This is a genomic window from Amycolatopsis ultiminotia, from assembly GCF_039536925.1.
GTDB classification, from domain to species: domain Bacteria; phylum Actinomycetota; class Actinomycetes; order Mycobacteriales; family Pseudonocardiaceae; genus Amycolatopsis; species Amycolatopsis ultiminotia.
In genome coordinates this window covers 165,894-190,118 of record NZ_BAAAZN010000015.1, presented here as the reverse complement: position 1 = coordinate 190,118, position 24,225 = coordinate 165,894, and the positions used below count along the sequence as shown (strand labels likewise).

General features: G+C 71.3%; 22 protein-coding genes and 2 pseudogenes. 8 read left to right on the top strand and 16 right to left on the bottom strand.

Annotated features, from left to right (window positions below):
• Positions 1-22: 22 nt before the first annotated feature.
• The 7 genes and pseudogenes from ABD793_RS30120 to ABD793_RS30090 form a co-directional block, all read right to left on the bottom strand.
• Positions 23-2,080, bottom strand: a complete 2,058-nt coding sequence (locus ABD793_RS30120; protein WP_344866065.1) for a hydantoinase/oxoprolinase family protein — start codon at positions 2,078-2,080, stop codon at positions 23-25.
• 45 nt (positions 2,081-2,125) lie between these two features.
• A complete protein-coding gene (locus ABD793_RS30115; protein WP_344866063.1) occupies positions 2,126-3,055 on the bottom strand; it encodes a hydroxymethylglutaryl-CoA lyase in 930 nt (309 codons plus the stop codon).
• On the bottom strand, positions 3,052-3,927 hold the full coding sequence (locus ABD793_RS30110) for an SMP-30/gluconolactonase/LRE family protein (protein ID WP_344866061.1): 876 nt from the start codon (positions 3,925-3,927) through the stop codon (positions 3,052-3,054). Before ABD793_RS30110 ends, ABD793_RS30115 begins: the two co-directional genes overlap by 4 nt.
• A 10-nt stretch (positions 3,928-3,937) precedes the next feature.
• Positions 3,938-5,215, bottom strand: a pseudogene (locus tag ABD793_RS30105) (hydroxymethylglutaryl-CoA reductase, degradative); the annotation flags it as partial.
• 98 nt (positions 5,216-5,313) lie between these two features.
• The gene (locus ABD793_RS30100) at positions 5,314-7,152 is read right to left on the bottom strand and encodes a helix-turn-helix domain-containing protein (RefSeq protein ID WP_344866059.1); all 1,839 of its coding nucleotides are present in this window, start codon (positions 7,150-7,152) and stop codon (positions 5,314-5,316) included.
• A gap of 107 nt (positions 7,153-7,259) precedes the next feature.
• Positions 7,260-7,931 carry a class I SAM-dependent methyltransferase gene (locus tag ABD793_RS30095; RefSeq protein WP_344866190.1) on the bottom strand — a complete coding sequence of 224 codons (672 nt, stop codon included), beginning with the start codon at positions 7,929-7,931 and terminating at the stop codon, positions 7,260-7,262.
• A gap of 98 nt (positions 7,932-8,029) precedes the next feature.
• Positions 8,030-9,064, bottom strand: a complete 1,035-nt coding sequence (locus ABD793_RS30090; RefSeq protein WP_344866057.1) for a bile acid:sodium symporter family protein — start codon at positions 9,062-9,064, stop codon at positions 8,030-8,032.
• A gap of 97 nt (positions 9,065-9,161) precedes the next feature.
• Here ABD793_RS30090 and ABD793_RS30085 point away from each other — a divergent pair, with 97 nt between their 5' ends.
• Complete coding sequence (locus tag ABD793_RS30085; protein WP_344866055.1) at positions 9,162-10,019, top strand: LysR substrate-binding domain-containing protein; 858 nt, start codon at positions 9,162-9,164, stop codon at positions 10,017-10,019.
• Here ABD793_RS30085 and shbA read toward each other — a convergent pair.
• Together shbA and ABD793_RS30075 are read right to left on the bottom strand one after the other, a co-directional pair.
• Positions 10,016-10,726 carry an RNA polymerase sigma factor ShbA gene (shbA, locus tag ABD793_RS30080; protein ID WP_425548796.1) on the bottom strand — a complete coding sequence of 237 codons (711 nt, stop codon included), beginning with the start codon at positions 10,724-10,726 and terminating at the stop codon, positions 10,016-10,018. The genes ABD793_RS30085 and shbA overlap by 4 nt on opposite strands.
• Positions 10,727-10,735: 9 nt before the next feature.
• A pseudogene (locus tag ABD793_RS30075) lies at positions 10,736-10,987 on the bottom strand (RNA polymerase sigma factor); the annotation flags it as partial.
• A 275-nt stretch (positions 10,988-11,262) separates the two neighbouring features.
• Between ABD793_RS30075 and ABD793_RS30070 the strand changes: the two are divergent.
• The 4 genes from ABD793_RS30070 (at position 11,263) to ABD793_RS30055 (ending at position 15,256) form a co-directional block, all read left to right on the top strand.
• The gene (locus ABD793_RS30070) at positions 11,263-11,913 is read left to right on the top strand and encodes an endonuclease (RefSeq protein WP_344866053.1); all 651 of its coding nucleotides are present in this window, start codon (positions 11,263-11,265) and stop codon (positions 11,911-11,913) included.
• A gap of 188 nt (positions 11,914-12,101) precedes the next feature.
• Positions 12,102-12,371, top strand: coding sequence for a WhiB family transcriptional regulator (locus ABD793_RS30065; protein WP_344866051.1), 270 nt, complete (start codon positions 12,102-12,104; stop codon positions 12,369-12,371).
• A gap of 527 nt (positions 12,372-12,898) precedes the next feature.
• Complete coding sequence (gene dprE2 / locus ABD793_RS30060; protein ID WP_344866049.1) at positions 12,899-13,777, top strand: decaprenylphospho-beta-D-erythro-pentofuranosid-2-ulose 2-reductase; 879 nt, start codon at positions 12,899-12,901, stop codon at positions 13,775-13,777.
• Positions 13,778-14,044: 267 nt separating this feature from the next.
• A complete protein-coding gene (locus ABD793_RS30055; RefSeq protein WP_344866048.1) occupies positions 14,045-15,256 on the top strand; it encodes an LCP family protein in 1,212 nt (403 codons plus the stop codon).
• A 30-nt stretch (positions 15,257-15,286) separates the two neighbouring features.
• On the opposite strand, the gene ABD793_RS30050 is transcribed toward ABD793_RS30055, so the two are convergent.
• From ABD793_RS30050 to ABD793_RS30025, 6 genes are read right to left on the bottom strand one after another with little or no spacing between them, the layout of a single operon-like run.
• Entirely contained in the window at positions 15,287-16,438 is a 1,152-nt protein-coding gene (locus tag ABD793_RS30050) for a M20 family metallopeptidase (protein ID WP_344866046.1), read from the bottom strand.
• Complete coding sequence (locus tag ABD793_RS30045; RefSeq protein WP_344866044.1) at positions 16,435-17,445, bottom strand: ketopantoate reductase family protein; 1,011 nt, start codon at positions 17,443-17,445, stop codon at positions 16,435-16,437. The genes ABD793_RS30050 and ABD793_RS30045 overlap by 4 nt, the downstream gene beginning before the upstream one ends.
• Entirely contained in the window at positions 17,432-18,229 is a 798-nt protein-coding gene (locus ABD793_RS30040) for an SDR family NAD(P)-dependent oxidoreductase (RefSeq protein WP_344866042.1), read from the bottom strand. Before ABD793_RS30040 ends, ABD793_RS30045 begins: the two co-directional genes overlap by 14 nt.
• A complete protein-coding gene (locus ABD793_RS30035; RefSeq protein ID WP_344866040.1) occupies positions 18,229-19,524 on the bottom strand; it encodes an MFS transporter in 1,296 nt (431 codons plus the stop codon). Before ABD793_RS30035 ends, ABD793_RS30040 begins: the two co-directional genes overlap by 1 nt.
• Positions 19,521-20,414, bottom strand: coding sequence for a polysaccharide deacetylase family protein (locus ABD793_RS30030; RefSeq protein WP_344866038.1), 894 nt, complete (start codon positions 20,412-20,414; stop codon positions 19,521-19,523). Before ABD793_RS30030 ends, ABD793_RS30035 begins: the two co-directional genes overlap by 4 nt.
• A complete protein-coding gene (locus tag ABD793_RS30025; protein WP_344866036.1) occupies positions 20,411-21,424 on the bottom strand; it encodes an Lrp/AsnC family transcriptional regulator in 1,014 nt (337 codons plus the stop codon). Before ABD793_RS30025 ends, ABD793_RS30030 begins: the two co-directional genes overlap by 4 nt.
• A 125-nt stretch (positions 21,425-21,549) precedes the next feature.
• Between ABD793_RS30025 and ABD793_RS30020 the strand changes: the two genes are divergently transcribed.
• Positions 21,550-21,921 carry a winged helix-turn-helix transcriptional regulator gene (locus ABD793_RS30020; protein WP_344866034.1) on the top strand — a complete coding sequence of 124 codons (372 nt, stop codon included), beginning with the start codon at positions 21,550-21,552 and terminating at the stop codon, positions 21,919-21,921.
• 16 nt (positions 21,922-21,937) lie between these two features.
• Here the strand turns inward: ABD793_RS30020 and ABD793_RS30015 are convergent, their stop codons facing one another.
• Positions 21,938-22,708: an IclR family transcriptional regulator gene (locus ABD793_RS30015; protein WP_344866032.1), complete on the bottom strand. Its 771-nt coding sequence runs from the start codon at positions 22,706-22,708 to the stop codon at positions 21,938-21,940.
• Between the two features lie 155 nt (positions 22,709-22,863).
• Here ABD793_RS30015 and ABD793_RS30010 point away from each other — a divergent pair, with 155 nt between their 5' ends.
• A complete protein-coding gene (locus tag ABD793_RS30010; protein WP_344866030.1) occupies positions 22,864-23,574 on the top strand; it encodes a CoA transferase subunit A in 711 nt (236 codons plus the stop codon).
• A complete protein-coding gene (locus ABD793_RS30005) occupies positions 23,571-24,200 on the top strand; it encodes a 3-oxoacid CoA-transferase subunit B (RefSeq protein ID WP_344866028.1) in 630 nt (209 codons plus the stop codon). Before ABD793_RS30010 ends, ABD793_RS30005 begins: the two co-directional genes overlap by 4 nt.
• The last annotated feature ends 25 nt before the right edge of the window (positions 24,201-24,225 follow it).

Below are 24,225 nucleotides of genomic sequence, written 5' to 3'. Positions count from 1 at the left end.
GTCGTCTCCTTTGACGGACGGGTCAGCGGTCGGCGAGGCGCAGCAGGAAGTCGCCGCTGCCGGTCAGCTCGACGGCGGCCCCGGTGGGCACGTAGACGGTGGTGTCGGGCTCCTCCAGCAGGCACGGGCCGTTCGCCCGGCCGAGCGCGCCGAACCCGCGGTGCACGTCGAGCTCCGCGCGTTCGCCGGTGAACGGCTCGATCACGCTGCGGCGGCTGAGTTCGTGCTGTTCCTCACCGGCGCCGGAGACCTGTTCGACGGTCTGCACCTCACTGCGGCCGATCGCCCGCACCCGCGAGTTCACCAGCAGGATCTCGGCTTCGGTCCAGGCAGTGCCTGCGCCGAATTCCTCCTCGTAATCGGCGATGAACCGGGCACGCAGGACTTCCTTGTCCGCTTCGCCGAAGGTGCCCGCCGGAAGCCGGGTGGTGACCTCGAAGATCTGGCCGAGGAACTTCATGTCGGCTTCGCGGTGCAGTTCCCGCCGGTCCTCGGGGATCCCCTCGGCTTCGAACCACGCCTGCGCCCGCTCTTCGAGCACGGCGAACTCCTTGTCCAGTGCGGCGGCGGGCTGGTCCATCGTCCACGGACTGGTTTGCACCGCGGAAAACACCGAGTCGGCGTGCATCAGCCCGTATGCGGAGAACACCGCGGCGTTGCGGGGGATCACCACCTCGCGGACACCGGCCTCCGCGGCGATGCTGGCGGCGAACAGCCCACAGGCGCCGCCGAAACCGACCAGGGTGAACTCGCGCGGGTCGTGCCCGCGGTTGACGGTGATCTTGCGCAGTGCGTTGGACATCTGGGAAGTCGCCAGCCGGTACACGCCTTCCGCCGCGGCATCTTCGGTGATGCCAAGCGGTTCGGCGACGTGCTCGCGCAACGCGGCGCGGGCCTGGCCGGGGTAGAGCGGTACCGCGCCGCCGAGGTAGTAGTCCGGGTTGATCAGCCCGAGCACGAGCGCCGCGTCGGTGACCGCGGGTTGCCTGCCGCCCTTGCCGTAGCAGGCCGGACCCGGGGTGGATCCCGCGCTGTGCGGGCCGACGCGGAGCAGGTTCCGCCCGTCCACCCAGGCGAGGCTGCCGCCTCCGGCGCCGATGGTCTCGATGTCCACCGCGGTCAGGCTGGTCGGCAGGCCGCCGATCTCGGCACGGGGGAGCAGCCGGAATTCGTCGTCCAGGATCGCCGCGGCGTCCAGGCTGGTCCCGCCCATGTCCGCGGTCAGCACGCGCCGCCTGCCGAGCTGCTTGCCCAGCAGCCGCGCGCCGGTGACCCCGCCGACGGGGCCGGAGTTGAACATCGAGATCGGTGCCTTGCCGGTTTCCTCGACCGAGAGGAAACCGCCGTGCACCTGCATGATCTGCACCCGTGCGCGCAGTCCTTTGTGGCGCAGTTCGTGGGCGAGGTGCTCGAAGTGGGACGCCACGATCGGTTTCACCGCCGCGTCCAGCGAGGTGGTGACCATGCGCTCGTACTCGCGGTAGACCGGGGTCAGGCTGCTGGACAGCGTGTAGGGAACGTCGGGGTGGTGCTTGTCGAGGTACTCGCCGATGGCCCTTTCGTGCGCGGCGTTGCGGAAGGACCACAGCAGGCAGACCGCGATCGTCTCGGCGCCGGTCGCCAGCACCCCGTCCACCGCGGCGGCGATGGCGTCCTCGGTGAGCGGGACGAGGACCGCACCGTGCGCGTCGATCCGTTCGGGGACCTCGACGATCCGGCGGCGCTGCACGATGTCCGGCGGTGCCGCCATCTCGTGCGGGTCGCGTTCGTCGGTCCTGGCCGAGCGGGCGATCCGCAGGGTGTCGCGAAAGCCCTGGGTGCTCAGCAATCCCACGGCCGCGTACTTCTGCTCGTCCACGGCGTTCGTGACGATGGTGTTGCCGAGGACGAAGCGGTCGACCGCGGCGAAGAACTCGTCCTCGGCCATGCCCGCGCGTTCCCGGAGCACCGCCAGCGCGCCGAGGATGCCCGTCGTCACGTCCTTGGTCGAGAACGCCTTGCCGCGGATCGCTCGCCCGTCGGCGATCGCCACGGCGTCGGTGAACGTGCCACCGACGTCGATGCCCACGTGAAGGGTCATGTCGCTGTCTCCTTTGACTGCGTCGAGGTGGTCGGATGGGGCGGGTCAGCCGCCGGTCAGCGCCCGCACACTGCGCGCGGTGACCGGGCGGCCGATCCGCTTCGCCAGCCAGGCACTCGTCTCGGCGAGCTTGGCGAGGTCGATTCCGGTGTGGATGCCGAGTCCGTCCAGCTGCCACACCAGGTCCTCGGTCGCCAGGTTGCCGGTCGCGCTTTGGGCGTACGGGCAGCCGCCGAGCCCGCCTGCCGACGCGTCGACCGTCGTCACGCCTCGTTGCAGTGCGGCGAGAGTGTTGGCCAGTCCCTGGCCGTAGGTATCATGGAAGTGCACCGCAATCTGTCCGATGTGGACACCGGCGGCGGTCAGCGCGTCGAGCAACGCCACCACCCGCCCGGGGGTGGCCACGCCGATCGTGTCGCCGAGGCTCAGCTGGGTGCAGCCGAGGCCGAGCAGCCGGGTGGCGGTCGCGACGACCTGGCGGATCGGTACCTCGCCTTCCCACGGATCGCCCCAGCACATCGACAGGTACCCGCGGACGTCCAGCCCCGCCTCCCTGGCCCGCGCGACCACCGGGGCGAACATCTCCAGCGATTCGTCGACCGTGCGGTTCAGGTTGGCCTTCGCGAAGCTTTCCGTGGCCGAGGCGAACACCGCGATGTCGGTGACGCCGAGGTCGAGTGCCCGGTCCAGGCCACGCCGGTTGGGCACCAGCACCGGATACCGCACCCCGGGCCGTCGTTCGACGCGGCGCAGCACCTCTTCGGCGTCGGCCAGCTGCGGCACCCACTTCGGATGCACCATGCTCGTCGTCTCGATCACCGTATGGCCCGCGTCGGCGAGCCGTTCCACCAGCTCGACCTTGACCTCGGCCGGTACGACGGACTTCTCGTTCTGCAGCCCGTCCCGCGGGCCGACCTCGCAGATCGTGACCGCACCGGGCAGACCGGGCAAGGTGTCGACTCCGTAGGAACTCATGCCGCCACCTCGATCCGGCCGGTGCGCCGGACGGCGGCAATCGTCGGACTCGACGTCGCGGCGGTGCAGCACACCACCGCGCCGGAGGCGAGCATGCCGACCGCGAAACACGGTTGCGACGTCCGCACAGTCTCCCGTACCCGGCCGCCGGCCTCGACGAGTACCGCCCCGCCCGCGGTGGGGTCGGAGACCCAGATCCGGTCTTCGCCGTCGCCCGCGATGCCGTCCGGCAGGAGGCGGCCGCCGTCGACGCCGCTGGCCGAGAGGTCCGCCCAGATCCGGCGATCGGTGAGCCCGCCGTCGGCGTCCGGGGTGAACGCGGTCAGGCAGCCGCCGACGGTTTCGGCGACGGCGAGCGTGCCGTCGGACAGCTGGGTGGTGCCGTTGGGGAACCGGAGTCCGTCGGCGACGGTGGTGACCGTGCCGTCGGTGTCCACCCGGGTGATCGAGGCGGTGGGCGGGTCGGTGCCGGGACCGAACAGCGGATCACTCCCGGGGTCGCGTTCGAGCAGACCGTAGAAGTCGAAGCCGAAGTCGCCGACCCAGGCCCGCCCTGCTGCGTCGACCCACATGTCGTTGGCCGCGCCGGTGGTGACCTCGCCCAGGTCCGCGTGCGTCACCACGGACCCGTCCGGTTCCCGGCGCAGCAGCCGCCGATCGCGCATCGACACGACCAGCATCCGGCCGTCCGGCAGCCAGCCCATGCCCGACGGTTGCCCCGGCACGCTCAGGCAGGGTCGGGCCCGCCAAGTCGACGGATCGATCCGCAGCACCTCGCGAGCGTAGAAATCCGAGACGTACAACGCGCCGTCCGGCCCGGCGCAGGGTGATTCGCCGAAGTGGAGATCCCGCACCACGGTCGCAGCTTCCATCGCGGCCACCTCAGGCCCTCCCGCGCAGTTCGGCGAGGACCCGTTCGGCGTGGTCCGCGCGAACGGCCCGGTCGGCGATCAGGCGGGCCACCACGGCGGGTACTTCCTCCGGCGTTGCCCCGGCGGTGCTCGCGATGTTGCGTGCGTGCAACGACATGTGCCCGCGCTGGATGCCCTCGGTGGCCAGTGCCCGGAGGGCCGCGAAATTCTGGGCCAGCCCGACCGCCGTGACGATCTCCGCGAGCCCGGCCGCGGTGCTGACCCCGAGCAGTGCGACGCAGGCCTGCGCAACCGGGTGCACCTTGGTGGCGCCACCGACGAGGCCGACCGGCATCGGCAGTTCCAGCGTGCCGACCACGTTGCCGTCGGCGTCCTTTTCGAAGCGCGACAACGAGGTGTACTGCCCGGCAGGGGAAACCGCGTGTGAGTGTGCACCCGATTCGACCGCGCGGGTGTCGTTCCCGGTCGCCAGCACGACCGCGCTGATCCCGTTCATGATGCCCTTGTTGTGCGTGGCCGCCCGGTACGGATCGGCCTCCGCGAGCGCGGCGGCGTGCACCAGATCGTCCACGACCTGCGCGCCGCCCAGCTCTGCGGCGCCGAACACCGCGCGCGCCCGGGACAGCCGCAGATCGGCTTTGTTGGTCAGGATCCGCAGCAGCGGACGGCCACCGGCGATCTCGCCCGCCCGGGTGGCGACCGCCTCGGCCATCGTGTTGACCGCGTTGGCCCCCATCGCGTCCCGCACGTCGACCTGCAGGTGCGCCACGACGTAACGACCTGCGCGCGAGTCCACCACGCGCACCGAGATGTCCCGGACCCCGCCGCCGAACTCGACCAGCTTCGGGTCCTGCGCGTCGGCCAGCGCGATGAGTTCCTCGCGGGCCTCCAGCAGCCGGACCCGGCCGGCCTCCGGGTCGGTGACCTCGACGATCTGGACCTGCGCCTGCATGATCGGCGCGGTCGAGGAGGTACCGAACCCGCCGTGCACGCGAGCCAGTTTCGCGGCGTTGCTGGCCGCGGCGACGACGGAAGCCTCTTCGGTGGCCATCGGTACCAGGACGTCGTTGCCGTTGACGACGAAGTTGGTCGCCACCCCCAGCGGTACCCCCAGCACCCCGATGACGTTCTCGATCAGGTGGTCGGCGAGCGCGGTGCCCATGCCCTGTTCCGGATCGAGCACCGCGAGCACGGCCGGATCGAGACCGGCGGCTTCCGCGGCCGTCTCCCGCCGGGACCCGACCGGAAGGTCGCGGAACCCCTGAATACGGCTGGTGCGCGCCATGACGCCCCTCCCACTTCGACGTGGTTGCGAATACGGAGCACGACGCTAGGCGCGACCGATCCGGGCAGGAACGGACCGACCGTCCAGGACGGGGCCGGCGGTTATGTACCGATCGTCAGGTGGGCGAGGCGGACCGCGACGGTCAGCCGGAACAGCCGATCGGTCTCCTGCCAGTCCGGTCCGAGCAGTTCGGTGACCCGTTCCAGCCGCTGGAGCACGGTGTTCTTGTGCACGTGGAGGGCACGCGCAGCGGCGATCGGGCTCATCCGGTGGTCGAGGTAGGCGGCCAGCGTCGGCACCAACGTGCCGGCGTGCTCGGCGTCCCAGTCGAGGACCGGGCCGACGACGCGTCGCACGAAGGCCGACACCCGCGCGTTGCCCGAGCCGAACAGTGCGGCATAGGGCAGGTATTCGTCGGTGGTGACCGCGGTGTCGGACACCCCGAGTGAGGGCAGGATCCGCGCGCACGCCCCGGCCGCGTCGACCTCCGCGGACAAACCGGCGGGCAACTCGTGCACCGTGGCGGCCACGGCGATCACCGGTGAGCCGAGTGCTTCGCGAACCACCGCGTGCACTGCACGGCCCGCCGCGCCCGGGTCGTCGATCGCGGTCAGCGCCACGATCCGATCCGCGTGTTCGCCGACGAGCGCCGCGGCCCGCCGGGCCGCGCGTGCCGCCTGCCGCTGCTGGTCGGCGGGCACCGCCAGCACGACCACGGAACGCAGCTCGTCGATCCGGATTCCGCGGGCACGGGCCCGGCTCGCGATGTCGGCCACCCGGTCCGGATCGCCGGAGACCAGATCGGCGAGCAGATCACCCCGCACCCGCTGTTCGGCTTCGGCCAGCGCGTCCTGTTTGAGCCGCAGCAGCGCGGTGATCTGGGCGGCGCGTTCGGCGGTGCGGCGTTCGACCGGTCCGAACTCGAGCTCACCCGCTTCCAGCCGCAGCGCGCCGAGCAGGGTCGAGCCGGCCACCACCGCGACCGCCACCGCTCCGCTGCCGGCGGCCACGCACCGGCCGCTGCGCCGGCTTTGCCGCACGGCTTCGTCCTTCGCCGCGGCACTTTCGTCCAGAATGGACACCCGGCAGCGCAGCGCGCGGCCGAGTGCGGTCGCGACCTCACCGGCGTCGCCACCCTGCAGCACCAGGCTGGTCAGGTCGCTGTGCACGCCGCTGGCCCGCTCCATCGCCTCGACGTGCCGGGCCAGCTCGCCGTACGCGCGCCGGGTCTCCTCCGCGGAGGCCTGCGTGCGGGCCAGCAGCCGCGCGGTCTGCAGGACGACCGCGGCGTGGTCGGCGAAGGCGGAAAGCAGGGAGATCTCCTCGGGCGAAAAGGCGTGCTCGAAACGGTTCGCCGCGAACAGCACGCCGATCACCTCGTCCCCGGCGAGCAGCGGAACTCCGAGCAACGACACCAGACCTTCGGCGTGCACCGCGGCGTCGATCCCGGATTCGTGCGGTGCCTGCGTCATCGCGTCGTAGCTCGACGTCCAGCATGGCCTGCGCCCTTCGACGACCATGCTGGCCAGTCCCATCCCCGGGGGCACCCGCAGCCCGAGGAACGTGGGCGCGACCGTGCCGAGCGTGGTCCGCACCCGCAGCTCGCGGCTGTGCACGTCGAACTCGGACAGGTAGGTCACGTCGGTGCCGACGAGGTCGTGCGCGCGCTCCACCAGACGGGACAGCAGCTCGTCGACGTCCCGCAGTTCGGCCAGTTCCCTGGCCGAGGAAAACAGCGCCGCGAGCTCCTGGCCACGCCGCCGCCAGCGTTCCGCCCCCGCCTTCAGCCGGCGCACCTCGGCGGAGATCCGGGCGACGTCCTCGGCAGGCAGTTCGGTGCCGGCCAGCAACTCGCGCACCTCGTCCGCCCGCTCGGGACGGTGGGCCGAAGCCGCACCCAGCAACCCGACCACGACGTCGACCGGTACCGCACCCGCCATGCCCGCTCACCTCACCCGAACTGTGCCGATCGTCCATCCGATCCGGGGCGCCAGTGGGTGCACCATACATAAACCGTGGCGCGAGTCCCGGCCGGAAGTCGTCCCGGCTAGCCGGATACGACGAGCCGGAAGCCCGCGTCCCACTGCTCGAGCCCGAGCAGGTCGCGGTGGCGCTCGTGCCAGCGGCCGGTGCGGAGGTCTTCGCGGAGGTGGCCGATGCCTCGGTCCACGGCGGCGGGGTCGGTCTGGGCGAGCGCGGAGCAGGCGCGGCGGACGCGAGGGTCGAGGTAGCCTGCCGGGCGCCGCCACCAGGCCGGGAAGACCCCGTCGGTGAAGTCCCACGGCAGGGGCAGCGGGATGACGCTCTCCGCGCCGAGTTCGTGCGCGATGTCGTCGGCAGCGGGCCGCGAGAGTTCCAGCGCGGCGATCTCGGGTACGTACTCGCGGACGAACCAGAACTCGGCGTGCCGCCGTGGATCGTAGGCGAGCACGATCCGGCGGGGCGCGATCCGCCGGAGTTCGGCGAGGCCGGCCCGCCAGTCGGTCCAGTGGTGGACGGTGAGCACGGCCAGCGCGGCGTCGACGGCGTGCGTGCGCAGTGGCAGGGCCTCGGCAACCGCGCGAACGGCGGGACTCGCGCCGGCGGGTCGTTGCCGGATCATCTCCGCGGCCGGTTCGACGGCGATCACCGGCCGGTCGTCCGGCTCGTAGGAACCGGTGCCCGCGCCCACGTCGGCGACGGTCCGTGCGGTGCCGAGTGCGGCGAGGACCGGGTTCATCCATCGCGGGTCGGTGCGCCTGCCGAGGGAGTAACCGCTGCCGATCCGATCGTAGAGGTGTTCTGCTCCGGGCACGATTCCGTTGTCCCTCCGGTCGTTCAGCTCGCGGGGACCAGTTCCTCCGGTTCGTCCGAGGGCGCGTTCCTGGCGTAGCGCCGGGCCATCGCCGCGCAGACGATCAGCTGGATCTGGTGGAACAGCATCAGCGGCAGCACGATCAGCCCGACCTGTGCGTGTCCGAACAGGACGGTCGCCATCGGGAGGCCGCTCGCCAGGCTCTTCTTCGAACCGCAGAAGACGATCGTGATCCGGTCCGCCCTGCTGAAGCCCAGTAGTTTCGCGCCGGCCGCGGTGGTGGTCAGCACGACGGCCAGCAGGACCACGCACACCGCGAGCAGTACGAGCAGCGGGCCGAGGTCGAGGGTGTGCCAGATGCCCTCGGTCATGCCCGCGCTGAACGCGGTGTACACCACCAGCAGGATCGAGCCGCGGTCCACCAGCTTCAGCGGGGCGGAGTGCCGGCTGACCCACCCGCCGATCCAGCGGCGGGCGAGCTGACCGGCCACGAACGGGACCAGCAGCTGCAGCACGATGTCCAGCACGGCCGTACCGCTCACCCCGGGGCCGCCGGTGGACAGCAGCACTGCAACCAGCAGCGGCGTCAGCACGATGCCCAGCAGATTGGACAGTGACGCACTGCAGATCGCCGCGGCCACGTTGCCCTTCGCGATCGAGGTGAACGCGATGGACGATTGCACGGTCGAGGGCAGCAGGCAGAGGAACAGCACACCGGTGTAGAGCGGGGTGGTGAGCAGGCCGGGGGAGAGGACCGAGGTGGCCAGGCCGAGCAGGGGGAACAGCACGAAGGTGGCGCATACGACGGTGCTGTGCAGCCGCCAGTGCCGGATCCCGTCCAGTGCCTCCTGGCCGGAAAGCCGTGCGCCGTAGAGGAAGAACAGCAATCCCACGGCGACGTTCGAGGCGACGCCGAAACCGGTGGCGGTGGCACCGGTGGCCGGAAGCAGCGACGCGACGCCCACCGTGGCGAGGATCGCCGCGATGAACGGGTCGATCCGCAGCTTCGCCAGCAGTGCGGTGACGGGGCGGGTCAGCGATGCGAGCACGGTGGTCATGGAACTCCCTTCCGGCTCATTCTCGGTGCCGAGCCGGTCATTCGGAACCCCGATGACCGCACTGACTGTCATTGCGAATACCGATAAGATGGACCGTATGCTGGATCCTCGTCTGTGCCGTTCCTTCCTCGCGGTCGCGGAAACCCGCAGCTTCACCGCGGCCGCGCGGCGGCTCGGGGTGGGTCAGCCCACCGTCAGCCAGCACATCCGGCGGCTGGAGAGCGCGGCGGGCGGGCTGCTGTTCGCCAGGGACACGCACACGGTCGAGCTGACCGCACGCGGTGAGGCGATGCTCGGGTTCGCACAGGCCATTGTGGACACCGACGAGCGTGCGGCCCGGCACTTCCGCGGCGCACAGGTACGCGGCCGGGTCCGGTTCGGTGTGTCCGAGGACTTCGCGCTCGGCGAACTGCCGGAAATCCTGCGCCTGCTCCGGCAGAGCCATCCGCTGGTGGACGTGGAACTGCACGTGGAACTGTCCGATGTGCTGGCCCAGCGGCTCGCGGGCGGACGGCTGGATCTGGTGCTCGGCAAGCGCAGGCCGGGTGCGCCGGGGCCCGGCCGGGTGCTGCACCGCGAGCCGCTGGTGTGGATCGGTTCCCCGGCCACGGTGCTGACCGCCGGTGAACCGGTACCGCTGGTGCAGTACCCGATGCCCTCGGTGACCCGGCAGCTGGCCGTCGAAGCGCTGGAACGCGCGGGCCTGGAATGGCGTGCGGCCTGCCTGACCTCCAGTCTCACCGGACTGCGCGCGGCGGCCGCGGCCGGGCTGGGCGTCACGGTGCACGCACGTCGCCTCGTCCCGGCCGATCTCGCGGAGCTGCCCGCCGGCCTCGGGCTGCCCGACCCGGGGGACGTCGACTTGGTGCTGCTGTCCAGGGACGCGGCGGAAGGACCGGTGGCCGCGCTCGCGGAGTTCGTCACGGCGCGGATCGGGGACCGCAGGGACCGTTAGCGCGCGAGTTCGGACCGCAGCCGCAGCAGGGCGCGGTGTTGTGCCACGCGGACCGCGCCCGGGGTCGAGCCCACCGCCTCGGCCGTCTCCTCGGCGGAAAGGCCGACCACCACCCGCAGCAGCACGATTTCCCGTTGCCGGTCCGGCAGGATCCGCAGCACCAGGGCCAGCAGCCGGTTCAGCTCGCCACGCAGCACGCGGTCCTCCGGGCCGTCGGCGAGGTCGGTGGCCTCCGGCGGTTCCGGGATCGGCTCGGTCCGGTCGCGGGCCGCCGCGCGGTGCGCGTCCGCGACCTTGTGCTGGGCGATGCCGTAGACGTAGGCGAGGAACGGCTTGCCCTGTTCGCGGTAGGTGGGCAGCGCGAGCAGCAGCGCGAGGCACACCTCCTGCGCGACGTCGTCGGCCGAGGCGTAACCGCCGGCCAGTCCGCCGATGCGCGCACGGCAGTACCGCACGACCAGCGGGTGGACGGCCGCGAGCAGCTGGGAAACCGCACGCTGGTTGCCGCGCGTCGCAGCGGCCACCGGGCCGTCGAACCGGTGACTGCCGTCCGGCAGCCGTGGCTCGGCGCTCTCGCACCGGACGCGGGCGAGAATGCCTTCCACGTCGAGGGTGGCGCGCAGCGCACCGGTGAGCGCGGCGTCCGCTTCGCGCAACGCGGTCATCAGAGTTTCCTCCTGGTGGGCGGGGCCGAGCCGGCGTTTCAGCCGTTCCCGTGCGTGCCGCAGGTTGGACCGGACCGTGGCGCCGGGCATGTCCAGCGCCGCGGAGACGGCGGCGTTCGGGAACCCGCCGAGCGACAAGGCCAGCACCAGGCGCTGGGTGTCCGGCAGCGTCGCGAGCAGCTCGACCCCCAGTGCGTTCCGCTCGACGACCGCGGCCAGCAGGCCGTCCGGCGGGTCCCCCGGCGGCCCGCTTTCGGCGGACCACGGCTGTTCGGCGGCGCGGCGGACGGCGGCGAGCCACACCGTCACCCGGGGATCGCCATCCGGCGGCCAAACACCGGCGATCCGGGCGAAGGCGTCCGCGGCCACCTCGCGTGCCGGGTCCGGCAGCAGGCCGACGGCGCACAGGAACGCCACCAGCCGTGGGTACTCGCCACGGAAGAACTCGTCGAACCCCGTCACGCGCACCCCCTCCCGAACCGGACCTGTGGGAACAGGTGCGGTGAACCGGCCGCGGGATGTAACGATCCGGTATCGACACTGTGTGTGATGCGTCGGGTACCGGGTACTCGGGCCGGATGACCACGAACGAGAAGCCCCGCACGGTGGTCCGGCGGCTGCTGCGCGCCGGGCTGCCGACGTACGCCGCGGAAGCGGGCATCACCCTCGCGGACAAACCGGCGCCGCTGTACCGGCTGCTTGTGCTGTCGGTCCTGCTCTCCACCCGGATCAAGGCGGACATCGCGGTCGCGGCGGCGGCCGAGCTGCACCGCGCCGGGATGGGTACCGCCCGGCGGATGGCAGACGCCTCGTGGCAGGACCGCGTCGACGCGCTCGGACGGGCCCACTACAAGCGCTACGACGAACAGACCGCTACCGCGCTCGGTGAAGGCGCCCGGCTGCTGCTCGACCGCTACCGCGGCGATCCGCGGAGGATCCGGGTGGCTGCGGACGGTGACGAGGCGGAACTGCGGCGCCGGATGCTGGCGTTCCCGCGGCTGGGCCCGGTCGGATTCGATGTGTTCGCCCGTGAGGTACAGGCGGTGTGGCCGGAGCTGCGCCCGCACCTCGACGGAAAAGCCTTGCAGGGCGCGGAAAAACTCGGCCTCCCGGCGGACGGTGCCGAACTGGGCAGGCTCGTGCGCGGCGACGAATCGGCCCCGCTCGCGGCCTCGCTGGTCCGGGTGGCGCTCGGCGGCCGGGCGGTCGGCGACACCCCGGTGGTGTGACCTGGATCGAAAATCCGCGCCTCCGCGGTGATCGGTGGTAAATTGGACAGTCGGTCGTCGCGCTGCCCCGCGTGCCGGGGCGGTATGGCCGAAAGCCACCGAGTGCTTCACGAACTGCGGTTCGTCGCGCGCCCGGACAACTCGATTGACCGTGATTCGACAATGGAGACAGGAGGTGAAACGCGAAAATGGAACTCACGACCACCGGCTGGCTCGCCCGCGCGGCGTGCCAGGACGAGGACCCGGAACTGTTCTTCCCGATTTCCGATGTGGGCCCCGGGGCCCGTCAGGTCGAACGGGCCAAGGCCGTCTGCGCGCGCTGCCCGGTCCGTCAGGAGTGCCTGTCCTACGCCCTCGGCAACGGCCTGACCAACGGTATCTTCGGCGGAACCACCGAGCTGGAGCGGCGCAAACTGGTCCGCACCGGATCCCCCGCCGAGGGACATCGAGCCGCCTGACCGCGTGCCGGTGACCATTCCCGGCGGCGAGGGCGAGAGCTACTTTCACCGGAAACCGGAAAGCGAAACCGGCCCCGGTGCGCGCCCGGACGGCGACCTGCCCAGGTCGCCGTCCGGGCGTTTTCCTGCGCTCGGCATTCCGGGCCCCTTCGCCGGTTCCCCTTTCCCGGCAGGTCAGGGCAGACCCGGCAGCCCCGGCCCCCTCGGCGAACCGCGGACGTGCTCGGCCGCATTGGTGTGCCGCGGAGGTGCTTGGTTCCGTGGGCAACTCGTGGAGGTGCTTGGTCCTGTCGGTGAGCCGTGGACGTGCTCGGCTGCCCGTGCGCGTCGGCGGGTGAGGTCGGCTCGAGGGTCCTCTTTGGACGGACAGTCGGCGAGCGAGGTGCGGGCGGAGTCCCGGCCGCTGGCGTGAGCTCCTCCGCCGGCTTCTGGTCCAGACCTCCTTTCGCGCGCCGGTCGACCCCGGTGCATTTCGGGAGACGGCCCGGCCGGGACGCGACCGGGCGGTGCTGGCAGACTCACCGCCCGTGAGCGGAACGGTGCTGGTACTCGGCGGGCGCAGTGAAATCGGCACGGCGGTGGCAGTGCGGCTGGCCCGCGCGGGTGCACCGTCCCGTGGGACACGGTCTGGCGGGGCGCAGCCCGGCGGGACGCAGCCCGGCGGGACCCGGTCCGGTGAGGGGCCGCCCGCCGCAGTGCAGCCCGGCGGGCAACAGCCCGGTGCAGTGCAGCCCGGCGGGGCCCGGCGGTTCGTGCTGGCCGCCCGGCCGGGGACGGATCTGACCGGGCCGGTCGCGCAGCTGCGCGAGGCCGGCGCGGAGACGGTGGTGACCGAGGACTTCGACGCCGACGACCTCGACGGGCACCGCAGGCTGCTCGACCGCGTCGTGGCGGAGCACGGTCCGCTGGAGGTGGTCGTGCTGGCCTTCGGGATTCTCGGTGACCAGGCCCGCGCGGAAACCGACGCCGCGCACGCCACCGCGATCGTGCACACCGACTACGTCGCCCAGGTCTCCGTGCTCACCCACACGGCGGAACTGCTGCGAGCACAGGGTTCGGGCAGCGTGGTGGTGTTCTCGTCGGTCGCCGGGATCCGGGTGCGCCGCGCGAACTACGTGTACGGCTCGGCGAAAGCCGGGCTCGACGGATTCGCCGGCGGGCTCGCCGACGCCCTGCACGGCACCGGGGCGCACCTGCTGCTGGTGCGGCCGGGATTCGTGATCGGCCGGATGACCGAAGGCATGTCGCCTGCGCCGTTCTCCAGCACCCCGGACCAGGTCGCGGACGCGACGGTGGCCGCCCTGCACCGCCGCCGCGCGGTGGTGTGGGTGCCCGCGGTGTTGCGCCCGGTGTTCACCGCACTGCGCTTCGTACCGCGCGCGCTCTGGCGCCGGATGCCCCGATAACCCGGACCGCTCGGCAATCCCGGCGGTGCGGTGGTCCCGGTGGCGCCGTCGTCCCCGGTGCGGTGGTCCCGGTCGTGCCAGGGCTCCAGGCTTTCGGTAGCTGCTCGTGTCCGCACTGGTACCTGGGGTCGCGGATCTGCGCCGGAGCCTCGGCCGAATGGGCGCCATGACATCTTCACGACAGGTTTCTCAGGCTTTTCCCAGCTAACGCGGTGATCCTCGGAAGAGGGGCATCGAGACTCCGGCGGGAAGCGAGGGGAAACGGTCGTGCTGCGCACATCCCGGATACGCCGCGTGAGCGGGCGGGTCGTGCTGGGCGTGCTTTCGACGCTGGTGGTCGGGATCACCGGATACGCCTGGACCCAGCTGCACCGGCTCGACACCGGGCTCGTCACGGCCGACGTCATCCCGCCGTCCGCGCAGCTGCCCGGGGTTGCCGGGCAGCCACTGCAGGTCCCGCAGAACATCCTGCTGGTGGGTCTCGACTCACGCACCGAGCCGAACGGCGAAGCACTGCCCCAGAACGTGCTCGACTCGTTGCACGCGGGCAGCGACGACGACGGCGGGGACACCACCGACACCATGATCGTGGTGCACGTGCCTGCCGGCGGGACGGCCGCCACCGCCGTCTCCATCCCGCGGGATTCCTATGTGGACGTTCCGGGGTTCGGGAAGCACAAGATCAACTCCGCGTACAGCCGGGCCCGCGCGCAAGCACGCGGGCAGTTGCAGGCAAGCGGACTGCGCGGGCCGCAGCTGGAGGTGGCCGCCGACGCGGCGGGCGCGAAGTCCTCGATCGCCACCGTGGAGAAACTGACCGGGCTCACCATCAACCACTACGCCGCGGTCAACCTCGCCGGGTTCGCCGCGCTGAGCCAGGCGGTCGGCGGCGTTCCGGTGTGCCTCGAGGCACCGGTGCACGATTCCTACTCCGGCGCGAACTTCCCGGCCGGGGAGCAGACGCTCACCGGTGCGCAGGCGCTCGCGTTCGTGCGCCAGCGGCACGGGCTGCCGAACGGCGACCTCGACCGCATCGCCCGGCAGCAGGCGTTCCTGTCCGGGATGGCGAAGAACGTGCTCGGCTCCGGCATGTTCACCGATCCGGGGCGGCTGTCCTCGCTCGTCGACGCACTGCAGGGTTCGGTCGTGCTCGACCACGGCTGGGACCTGCTGGCTTTCGCCCGGCAGCTGCAGGGACTCACCTCGGGCTCGATCGCGTTCGCGACCATTCCGGTGCAGAGCCTGTCCCTGGCCACCCCGGGCGACGGCGACGCGGTCCAGATCGATCCGGCACAGGTGAAGGAGTTCGTGCGGCACCAGCTCAACTCCGCAGCGTCGTCGGCTTCCGGGGACACCACGGCGGGCACCCCGGCGCGCGGCGGCGTCCGGCCGATCGCAGTCACGAAACCCGCGGCGCCGCCCTCGTCCGGAACGCCGGAACCGCCGGTGGCCTCCGGTGCCATCGGCTGCGTGCACTGACCGGCCGGCGGAACGCGGCAGGCCGCTGGATCAGGACGCACCGAGCCGGTGCAGCACGGCGGCCGCCAGCGCGGTCCGCTCCAGCATCCCGGTCACGCTGATGTGCTCGTGCCGGGCGTGCGCGCCGTCGCCGATCGCCCCGAAACCGTCGAGCACCGGATGGCCCAGTGCGGCCACGAAATTGCCGTCACTCGCGCCGCCGACCGAGCATTCCCGCAGTGTGCCGCCGAAGCCGGCGGCGAGGTCCCTGGCGACGCCGTACAGTTCGGCAATGGCCTCGGAGCGCTCCATCACCGGCCGGTTCCAGCCGCCTTCCACCCGGATCGTGGAGCGCGGGTCGTGCGCGGTGAGCGCGGCGAGTCCGGCATCGATGCGATCGGCCTCCTCGGAGCTGGACACGCGTACGTCGATTTCGCCGGAGGCCGCGCCGGCGATCACGTTTTGCCTGCTGCCACCGGAGATCACGCCCACGTTGACGGTCGTGCCCGCGTCGCGATCGGACAGTGCGTGCAGTGTCAGGATCGCCCGCGCCAGTTCGTCGATCGCGCTCGCGCCCTTGGCCGGATCCAGTCCGGCGTGCGCCTCGACGCCGGTGGTGTGGACCTGGAACAGGCCGACGCCCTTGCGTGCGGTCTTCACCGCACCGTCCGCGCTCGCTTCGAACACCAGCGTGGCCCGTGTCCCGGCAGCGGCCTCTTCGATCACCGGGCGGGAGGCCGGGCTGCCCAGCTCCTCGTCGCCGTTGAGGACCAGCCGCACCGGCGGACGGGGGAGCCCGGCGGCGTCGAGTGCGCGCAGTGCCCACACCGCGTGCACGAGGCCGGACTTCATGTCGAAGATGCCCGGCCCGGTTGCCCGGTCACCGTCCACAGTGAACGGCCGGCCGGCGAGCGTGCCCAGCGGCCACACCGTGTCGTAGTGGCAGAGCAGGAGGATGGGCCGCTCGCCGTTACCAGGGTAGTCGTAGACCTTGATGTCACCGTGCGGGCCGCCGTCGACGTGCCGGGTGCCCGCCGGTTCGCCCAGCCGTTCCCGCAGCCATCCGTCCAGCCAGTACAGTCCGCGATCGAGGCTTTCCTTGTCGTCGCTGGGAGTCTCGATCCCCACGTAGGCGGCGAGGTCGGCCAGCAGCTGCTCGCGGTGGGCCCGCACCCACTCGTGCAGCTCGCGGATCCCGGTCACAGTTCGCCCTCCAGTTCCCTCAGGTGGTGCTCGGACATCGGCACCGCACCGGTTTCGACCTCGTGCAGCCGGTTCAGCATCGCGCGCAGCAAGCGAACCGGGACACCGCGGGTGTCGGCGTCGGCCAGCACCGGCGCGTAGTGGTGGTGCACTTCGACCGGACGGTGCCGTACCGCGATGTCCCGCCAGATGCCGCTGCGGTCCTTCGGCTGGGTGCGCAGCCAGGCCACCAGCCGGTCGGTCGCCGACTCGCGATCGGCTGCGTCCGGCAGGTAGGCGGCCGGATCGAACTGGTCGAACGGTTCGAGGACCCGATCGCCCGCGGCGGCGAAAACCTCCGCGGCCAGCGCGTACATGAACCGGCGGTGCCGGTCGATCAGGTCGGCCATCGGTGCGTCGGCCAGTGCGGTGGCGGTGAGCATCGCACCGAACCCCAGCTTCGCCCACAGATAGCCCTCGACGTTGGCAGTCGCCTTGGCCGGGCCCCAGGCCTGGAGATCCGCGACGACTTCTTCGACCCGCCCGCTGATCCGGCCGTCCGGTTCCCCGACCACGAGCGCGCCCGGCCCGCCGTCGCGCACCACGCCGGGCTCGGCCACGTCGGCGAACAGATTCACGAAGGCGCCCACGGTGCGGCTCTCGCCGACGAACGAGGCGATCAGCTGCTCGTTCAGGCCGTTCTGCAGGGAGACCACGAATCCGTCCGGCGCGAGCCGGGATTCGAGCCAGGGTAAGACGTCCTCGGTCGTCTGCGCCTTCACCGCGAGCAGCACCCGGCCCAGTTCCGGGGGCGCTTCGCCGGGGACGAACGCGGGCAGCTGCACGCTTTCGTCGCCATCGGCACGGCGCAAAGTGATCCCTCGGTCGTTGATCGCGGCGACGTGTGCGGCGTCGGCGTCGACAATGGACACTGGATGGCCTGCCCGCGCGAGGTGGAAGGCGATCGTGCCACCGATCGCGCCGCCACCGACCACAGTGTAGGTACGGCGGGCTTCAGGCTCGGGCATCCGTTTCCTCTCCTTGCTGCACGGGGGTTTCGCCGGGCCAATGCAGCGGAAGGCCGGCCGCGCCCGCGGTGGACCCGCCGTCCACACGCAGCACAGCGCCGGTGATCCAGGCTGCTTCCGGTCCGGCGAGCCAGAACACCGCGTCGGCGATCTCGCGTGGCTCACCGCGACGGCCGAGCGGGTTCACCGACACTGCCGCTGCGTAGTCGTCGGTGACCGGGTTCGCGGAACTGTCCACTGTGACGAAACCCGGGCTGACGGCGTTCACCCGGATCCCGTGCGCGCCCAGCTCTACCGCGCACGCCTTGGTGACCATCTCCAGCGCGGCCTTCGACGTGGCGTAGTGCGAGGCACCGGGTCGCGCCCGGGTGGCCGCTCCCGAGGAGATGTTGACCACGGTGCCAGTGCTCCCGGCGCGCACGTGGGACCGTCCGAACGCGACAGTCGTGAGCATCGCCGCACGCACGTTCACGTCCTGCACCCGGTCCCAGACCGCCGCGGTCATCTCCAGCAACGGCGTCGCCGGGTAGATCCCGGCTGCGTTGACCAGCACGTCGACCGTTCCCGCGCGGGGGACCAGTTCCTCGGCGAACTGCGCGCCGGCCAGGTTTCCGGGCAGCTCGGTGACCTCGGTGCCGTGGTGGTCCCGGAGCCTTCCGGCCACAGTGGACAGCTCGGCCGAACGGAGATCGGAGAGCACCAGACGCTCGCCTGCCGCGGCGAACCGCTCCGCGATCGCCGCGCCGATACCGCCACCGGCACCGGTGACGAGGACAGTGCGCACTACAGTTCCTTCCCCTTCGTCTCGGGCATGGTGAGGTAGACCGCGACGCCGATCACCGCGGCGACCGCCACGTAAACCCACACGAGATTGCCGAGGTCGTTGGCATTGAGCCAGGTGGTGACGTAGGGTGCGGTGCCGCCGAAGATCGCCACGGCCAGCGCGTAGGGCAATCCGATTCCGGTGGTGCGCACCTCGGCCGGGAATTGCTCGGCCATGATTACCGCGCAGTTCGCGGAGTAGCCCACGATCAGCACCAGCCCGATCAACTCGATCACGAAGACGCTCCAGAACCCGTTCACCAGGAAATGGAACGCGGGCCAGGCGAACACCACGAAGCCGGCCGCGAACGCGGTCATCGTCGCCTTCCGCCCGATCCGGTCGGACAGCAGCCCGCCGAAGGGCAGCAGCACGATGAACACGACCATGGCCAGGGTGTTGGCCAGCAGTGCGGTCTTCAGCGGGATCCCGGTGGCAAGGTGCGCGTACGTCGGCATGTAGGTGACCCACACGTAGTAGATCAGCGTGCCCGCGATGGTCACCCCGGCCACCCGCAGCGCGGCACCCGGGTGGTCACGGACCATCGCGACCAGGGGGTTGCGCCGCGGCCCGGAACCGATCCTGCCGAACGCTTCGGTCTCGTGCACCGAACGGCGCAGCCACAGCCCGACCAGCCCGAGCAGTCCGGCGGCGCCGAAGGCCAGCCGCCAGCCCCAGCCCTGCAGAGCCGGCTCCGGCAGCGTGCTGTTCAGGATCGTGCCCAGCAGCGCCGCGATCAGCGAGCCGAGACCCACCGAAACCTGCTGCCACGAACCGGCGAACGCGCGGCGCCCGGCGGCCGCCGATTCGATCAGGAACGCCGAGGACGAGCCGAACTCGCCACCGGCGGAGAAGCCCTGCACGAGCCGGGCCAGCAGCAGGACGATCGGCGCGGCCACGCCGATCTGCGCATAGGTCGGGCACACCGCGATGACGATCGAAGCCCCGGCCATCAGCGAGATGGTGAGGGTGAGGCCCTTCTTGCGGCCGTAGCGGTCGGAGTACGCGCCGAGCACCGCACCGCCGATCGGCCGCATCACGAATCCGACCGCGAACACGGCCAAAGTGGACAGCAGCGCGGTGGTCTGCCCGCCGCTGGTGAAGAACTGACCCGCGAAGATCGGCGCAAAGGTGGCGTAGACGGCCCAGTCGACCCATTCCACCGTATTGCCGACCGCGCCGGCGACGATCGCCTTGCGCTGCTGCGCGGTGAGGCGGTGCGAGACGACAGGGTCCGAAGTGGACGATGCGGTGGTCATGGCTGCTCCGCGGAGGCGAGGACGTGGTCCACGACCTGGGCGTGGGTGGCGAACCACACGCCGTCGTGGCCGCTGATGTGGTCGAGCAGTTCGGTGAGCACGGCGATCCGCGACCGGTGCCCGATGATGTGCGGGTGCATGGTGAGCTGGAACAGCCCGCCCTCGGCGTAAGCCTGGTCGAACTCGTCCTGCCACACCGAAAGCACTCCGCGCGGCGGCGTGTAGGGCCGCAGCGAGGCGAACCGGTCCATCATGAAGTACGGTGCGTCGTCGCGGATCCACTCCACCGGCAGCTCCACGATGCCGGTCGGTTCGCCGTTCTCCAGCAGTTCGTAGCAGTCGTCGTCGGCCATCAGCGACGAGTCGTAGGTCAGCCCCAGTTCACGGGTGATGGCCAGGGTGTGCGCGGAGAAGTCCCAGGACGGCGTGCGGATGCCGACCGGGCGGGTGCCGGCCAGTCGCTCCAGGACCTCGGCCGCGCGGAAAGCCAGGTCACGTTCCTCGGTTTCGGTCAACGCGGTGTTGCGCTCGTGGATCCAGCCGTGCAGCGCCACCTCGTGCCCGGCGTCCACATACGATCTGACTTCGCCCTCGTGCAGCAACGCGGAGACGGCAGGCACGAAGAACGAAGCCGGAGCGCCGTAGCGGGACAGCAGCCGCAGCAGCCTCGGTACGCCGACGCGGGCGCCGTACTCGCCTTGCGCGAGCTTGCCGGGCAGTACCTCGCCGTCACGCAGCGCGGGCGTCTCGTGGTCGGAGTCGAAGGACAGCGCGACGGCGACTTTCGCGCCGCCGGGCCAGCCGGACGGCCGCAGCGGACGGCCGGCGCGGACGTGTTCCACGTGTCCGCGCCAGGTCGCTTCGTCCCACAGCCACGGTTGTCCGGTCATGGTTCCTCCCTGCTGGGTGCGGAGACGGGGGTCGGTGCCCATGCGCGCTTGAGCGTCGAAACCTGCAAGGTCACGTCGGCCTCCCGCAGTCCGGGCAGTGCGCCGACGACATCGGTGGTGTGCCGGTACAGCTCGCCGTAGTGCCGGAGCACGAGCTGGCCGACGAGGTTGAACCGGCCGGTGGTGGCGGACAGGTATTTGGTGCCGGGGTGCGCGGCCAGCTGCTGCCCGGCCCGGTCCAGCTCGGCGGGCAGCACCGACAGCCAGAGCATGAATTCGACGGCGTAGCCGAACATCGCCGGCTCGGCCAGCGTGCGGAAGCGCAGGCAGCCGCGCCGGACCAGGGAATCCACCCGGCGGGCCACAGTGGACTCACTGGTGCCGGTATGGCGCGAGACCTCCTTGAACGACAACCTGCCGTCCTCACCGAGCGCGGCGCAGATCGCCAGGTCCAGCTCGTCGAGCTGCTCCGGCGGGCGTTCCCAGTGCTGCTCCTCGAACGGCCGCACGTCACCACCGCGCAGCTGCGCCACGGCGTCCGCGGTCAGTTCGCCGGAATCCCAGTCGTGGTTGGAGGTGAACGTGCGCATCACCGCGAACGTCTCCACCTCGAGCACGTCCGGTGCGGACGGCAACCCGGCGACCTGCAGCCGGGCCAGCTCGCGGTAGGACGGGAGCACGAACTCGGCCGAACAGTCCGCGCTGCCGGACAGCACGCTCGCGTAGCGCACCTCCGGCCGGGCGGCCAGCGCGTCGGCGACCTCGGGCGCGGTACCCGGACGGCACCGCAACCGCGCGAGCACCGGCACGCCGAGGCCGCAGCGCAGCACGTCGACCACGCCGATCACCCGCAGCTGCCCGCTCTCGGTGAGCTGCCCGGCCCGGCGCAGGACGGTGGACTCGCTCGCGCCCACCTGCCGGGCGATGGCACCCCACGAGGCGCGCCCGTTGAGCTGCAACGCCGCGACAATCCGCCGGTCGAGGTCGCTGCTTCGACCCTCGTTCTGCATGCGGCTCATCTTTGGTGGCGGAAATCGTCATGTCAATGGTGTCTTTTGCAGGAAATCTGCATCGACACCGATTTCTCACTGCTGGGCGGGCCTGTTACTCTCTATCGGAAAGCGAGGAGGTCGCCGTGCTGGGAAATCCGTACGACCGGGACTGCCCGACCCGTCAGCTGCTCGACCGGATCGGCGACCAGTGGACGGTGCTGATCGTCGGCGCGCTGCGGGAGGGTCCGCTGCGGTTCACCCAGATCGGCAAGCAGGTGGAGGGGATCTCGCAGAAGGTCCTGACCCAGACCCTGCGCAGCCTGGTCCGCGACGGCATCCTCGTACGCACCGCGTACCCGGTGATCCCGCCGAAGGTGGAGTACACGCTCACGCCGCTGGGTCGCGATCTGGCGGAGCCACTGGACATGCTGGACCGCTGGGCCCGCCACCACATGGACCAGGTGACCACGGCGAGGGCCGCTTTCGACGCGGAGCACACCCCGGCCTCGGCCTGACCCGGTTCCGGCTGCGTCAGGCCTGCCGGCTGCGCAGCAGGTTCGTGAGTGCGTGTGCCTCCTTCAGCAGCAGTGCGCCGAGTTCCCGGCGGCGGTCCGGGCGGAAGCGGGATTCCACTCCGGTCAGGGTGAGCGCCCAGGCCGGTTCGCCCGCCGGGGTGAAGACCGCGGCGGCCATGCCCCAGCTGCCCTCCACGACCAGTCCGGGGTTCGTCGAGTAGCCGTCTTCCCTGGTGCGCGCCACCCGGGCGTGGATCTCCGTGGCGCGGTGCGCCGCACCCCATTCCCCGGTCAGATCCACTGTGGACAGATAACCGTGCACCTCGCGGTCGGGCAGCATGGCGAGCAGGACCAGGCCGGCGGACACGACGCCGAGCGGGAACCGGGCGCCTTCGTAGAGCACGAACGAGCGGATCGGGAAGTCGCCGTCCTCGCGGAGCAGGCACACCGTCTCGTTGCCACGGCGGGCGGAGAAGAACGCGCTCTCGCCGGTCGCGGCGGCGAGCCGGTGCACGCTCGCCCGCGCCTGCTGGGTCACGTCGTAGCGCGGCGCCGCGGCCTCGCCGAGCAGGTACAGCTCCGGCCCGAGGTACCAGCGTCCGGTGTGCCGGTCGCGGTCCACGTACCCCTCTTCCGCCAGCGCGGACAGCAACCGGTGGACGGTCGGCCGGGCCAGGCCGCACAGCCGGGAGATGTCCGACGTCGACGCACCGTCGCCGCGGGTGGACAACGCGCGCAGCACCGTCGAGACGCGGCCGACGACGTGGTCAGGAGGAGCGGAAGCCATTCCAAGACGATACGTCCATTCAGTGAACGCTGATCCCGAGAGTGTTCGATGTGCGAGAGGTTTGCCCCACATTTTCGCCCATTCGTTGACCGGTGTGCCGTCCGATGGTTGGGATTCCAGTACTGACCACTCAACGGACGAAAGGAGCGGATGTCGTGCCGGTGGCCTACCGCGGCGCTGCGGAAGCACTCGACGGGGTCCTCACGGACGGGCTGACGATCGCGGTCGGGGGGTTCGGTCTCACCGGAAACCCGTACGACCTGATCGAAGCCGTCCGGGATTCCGGAGTCCGCGAGCTGACGATCGTGTCGAACAACATGGGCGTGGACGGCCTCGGGCTCGGGATCCTGCTGGAAAGCCGGCAGGTGCGCCGGGTGGTGGCCTCCTATGTGGGGGAGAACAAGCTCTTCGCCAAGCAGTACCTGGACGGCACCGTCGAGGTCGAGTTCGCGCCGCAGGGCACGCTCGCCGAGCGGTTGCGTGCCGGTGGTGCGGGCATCCCGGCGTTCTACACCCGGGCCGGCGTGGGCACTCCGATCGCCGAAGGCAAACCGCACGCCGACTTCGACGGCGTGACCTACGTGCAGGAGCGCGGCATCGTCGCGGATCTCGCGCTGGTGCACGCGCACACCGCGGACCGGGCCGGCAACCTCGTCTACCGCTACGCCGCCCGCAACTTCAATCCGCTCGTGGCCACCAGCGGCCGGATCACCGTGGCGGAGGCCGAGATCGTATCGGCGGACTACCTCGATCCGGAACGGATCGTCACGCCCGGCGTCTACGTGCAGCGCCTGATCCAGGCCATCCCGCGGGAGAAGCCGATCGAGAAACGCACGGTCCGGGAACGGGAAGGGGCGAGCGCATGAGCTGGACCCGAGACGAGATGGCCGCACTCGGCGCCGGTGAGCTGCGCGACGGCGATTACGTGAACCTCGGCATCGGCATCCCGACCCAGGTGGCCAACCACCTGCCCGACGGCGTGGCGGTGACCTTGCACAGCGAGAACGGCATCCTCGGCCTCGGCCCGTTCCCGTGGGCAGGCGAGGAGGACGCCGATCTGGTCAATGCGGGCAAGCAGACCGTGACCCTGCGCCAGGGCGCCAGCTTCTTCGATTCCGCCGAGTCCTTCGCGATGATCCGCGGCGGGCACCTCGACCTGGCGCTGCTGGGTGCGCTGCAGGTCGGGGCGAACGGGGATCTGGCGAACTGGACCGTGCCGGGTGCGCTGGTCAAGGGCATGGGCGGTGCGATGGACCTGGTCGCCGGTGCCCGGCGGGTGGTGGTCCTCACCGAGCACACCGCGCGCGACGGCAGCCCGAAGATCGTCGAGCAGTGCACGCTGCCGCTGACCGGGGCGGGCGTGGTGAACCGGATCATCACCGACCTCGCGGTACTGGAGGTCACGCCGGACGGCCTCCGCCTGGTGCAGACCGCGCCCGGCGTCTCGGCCGACGATGTCCGGTCCCGGACGGGCGCGCCGGTCACCGGGTGATCCGGGTGCCGGGCCGGCCGGGCCC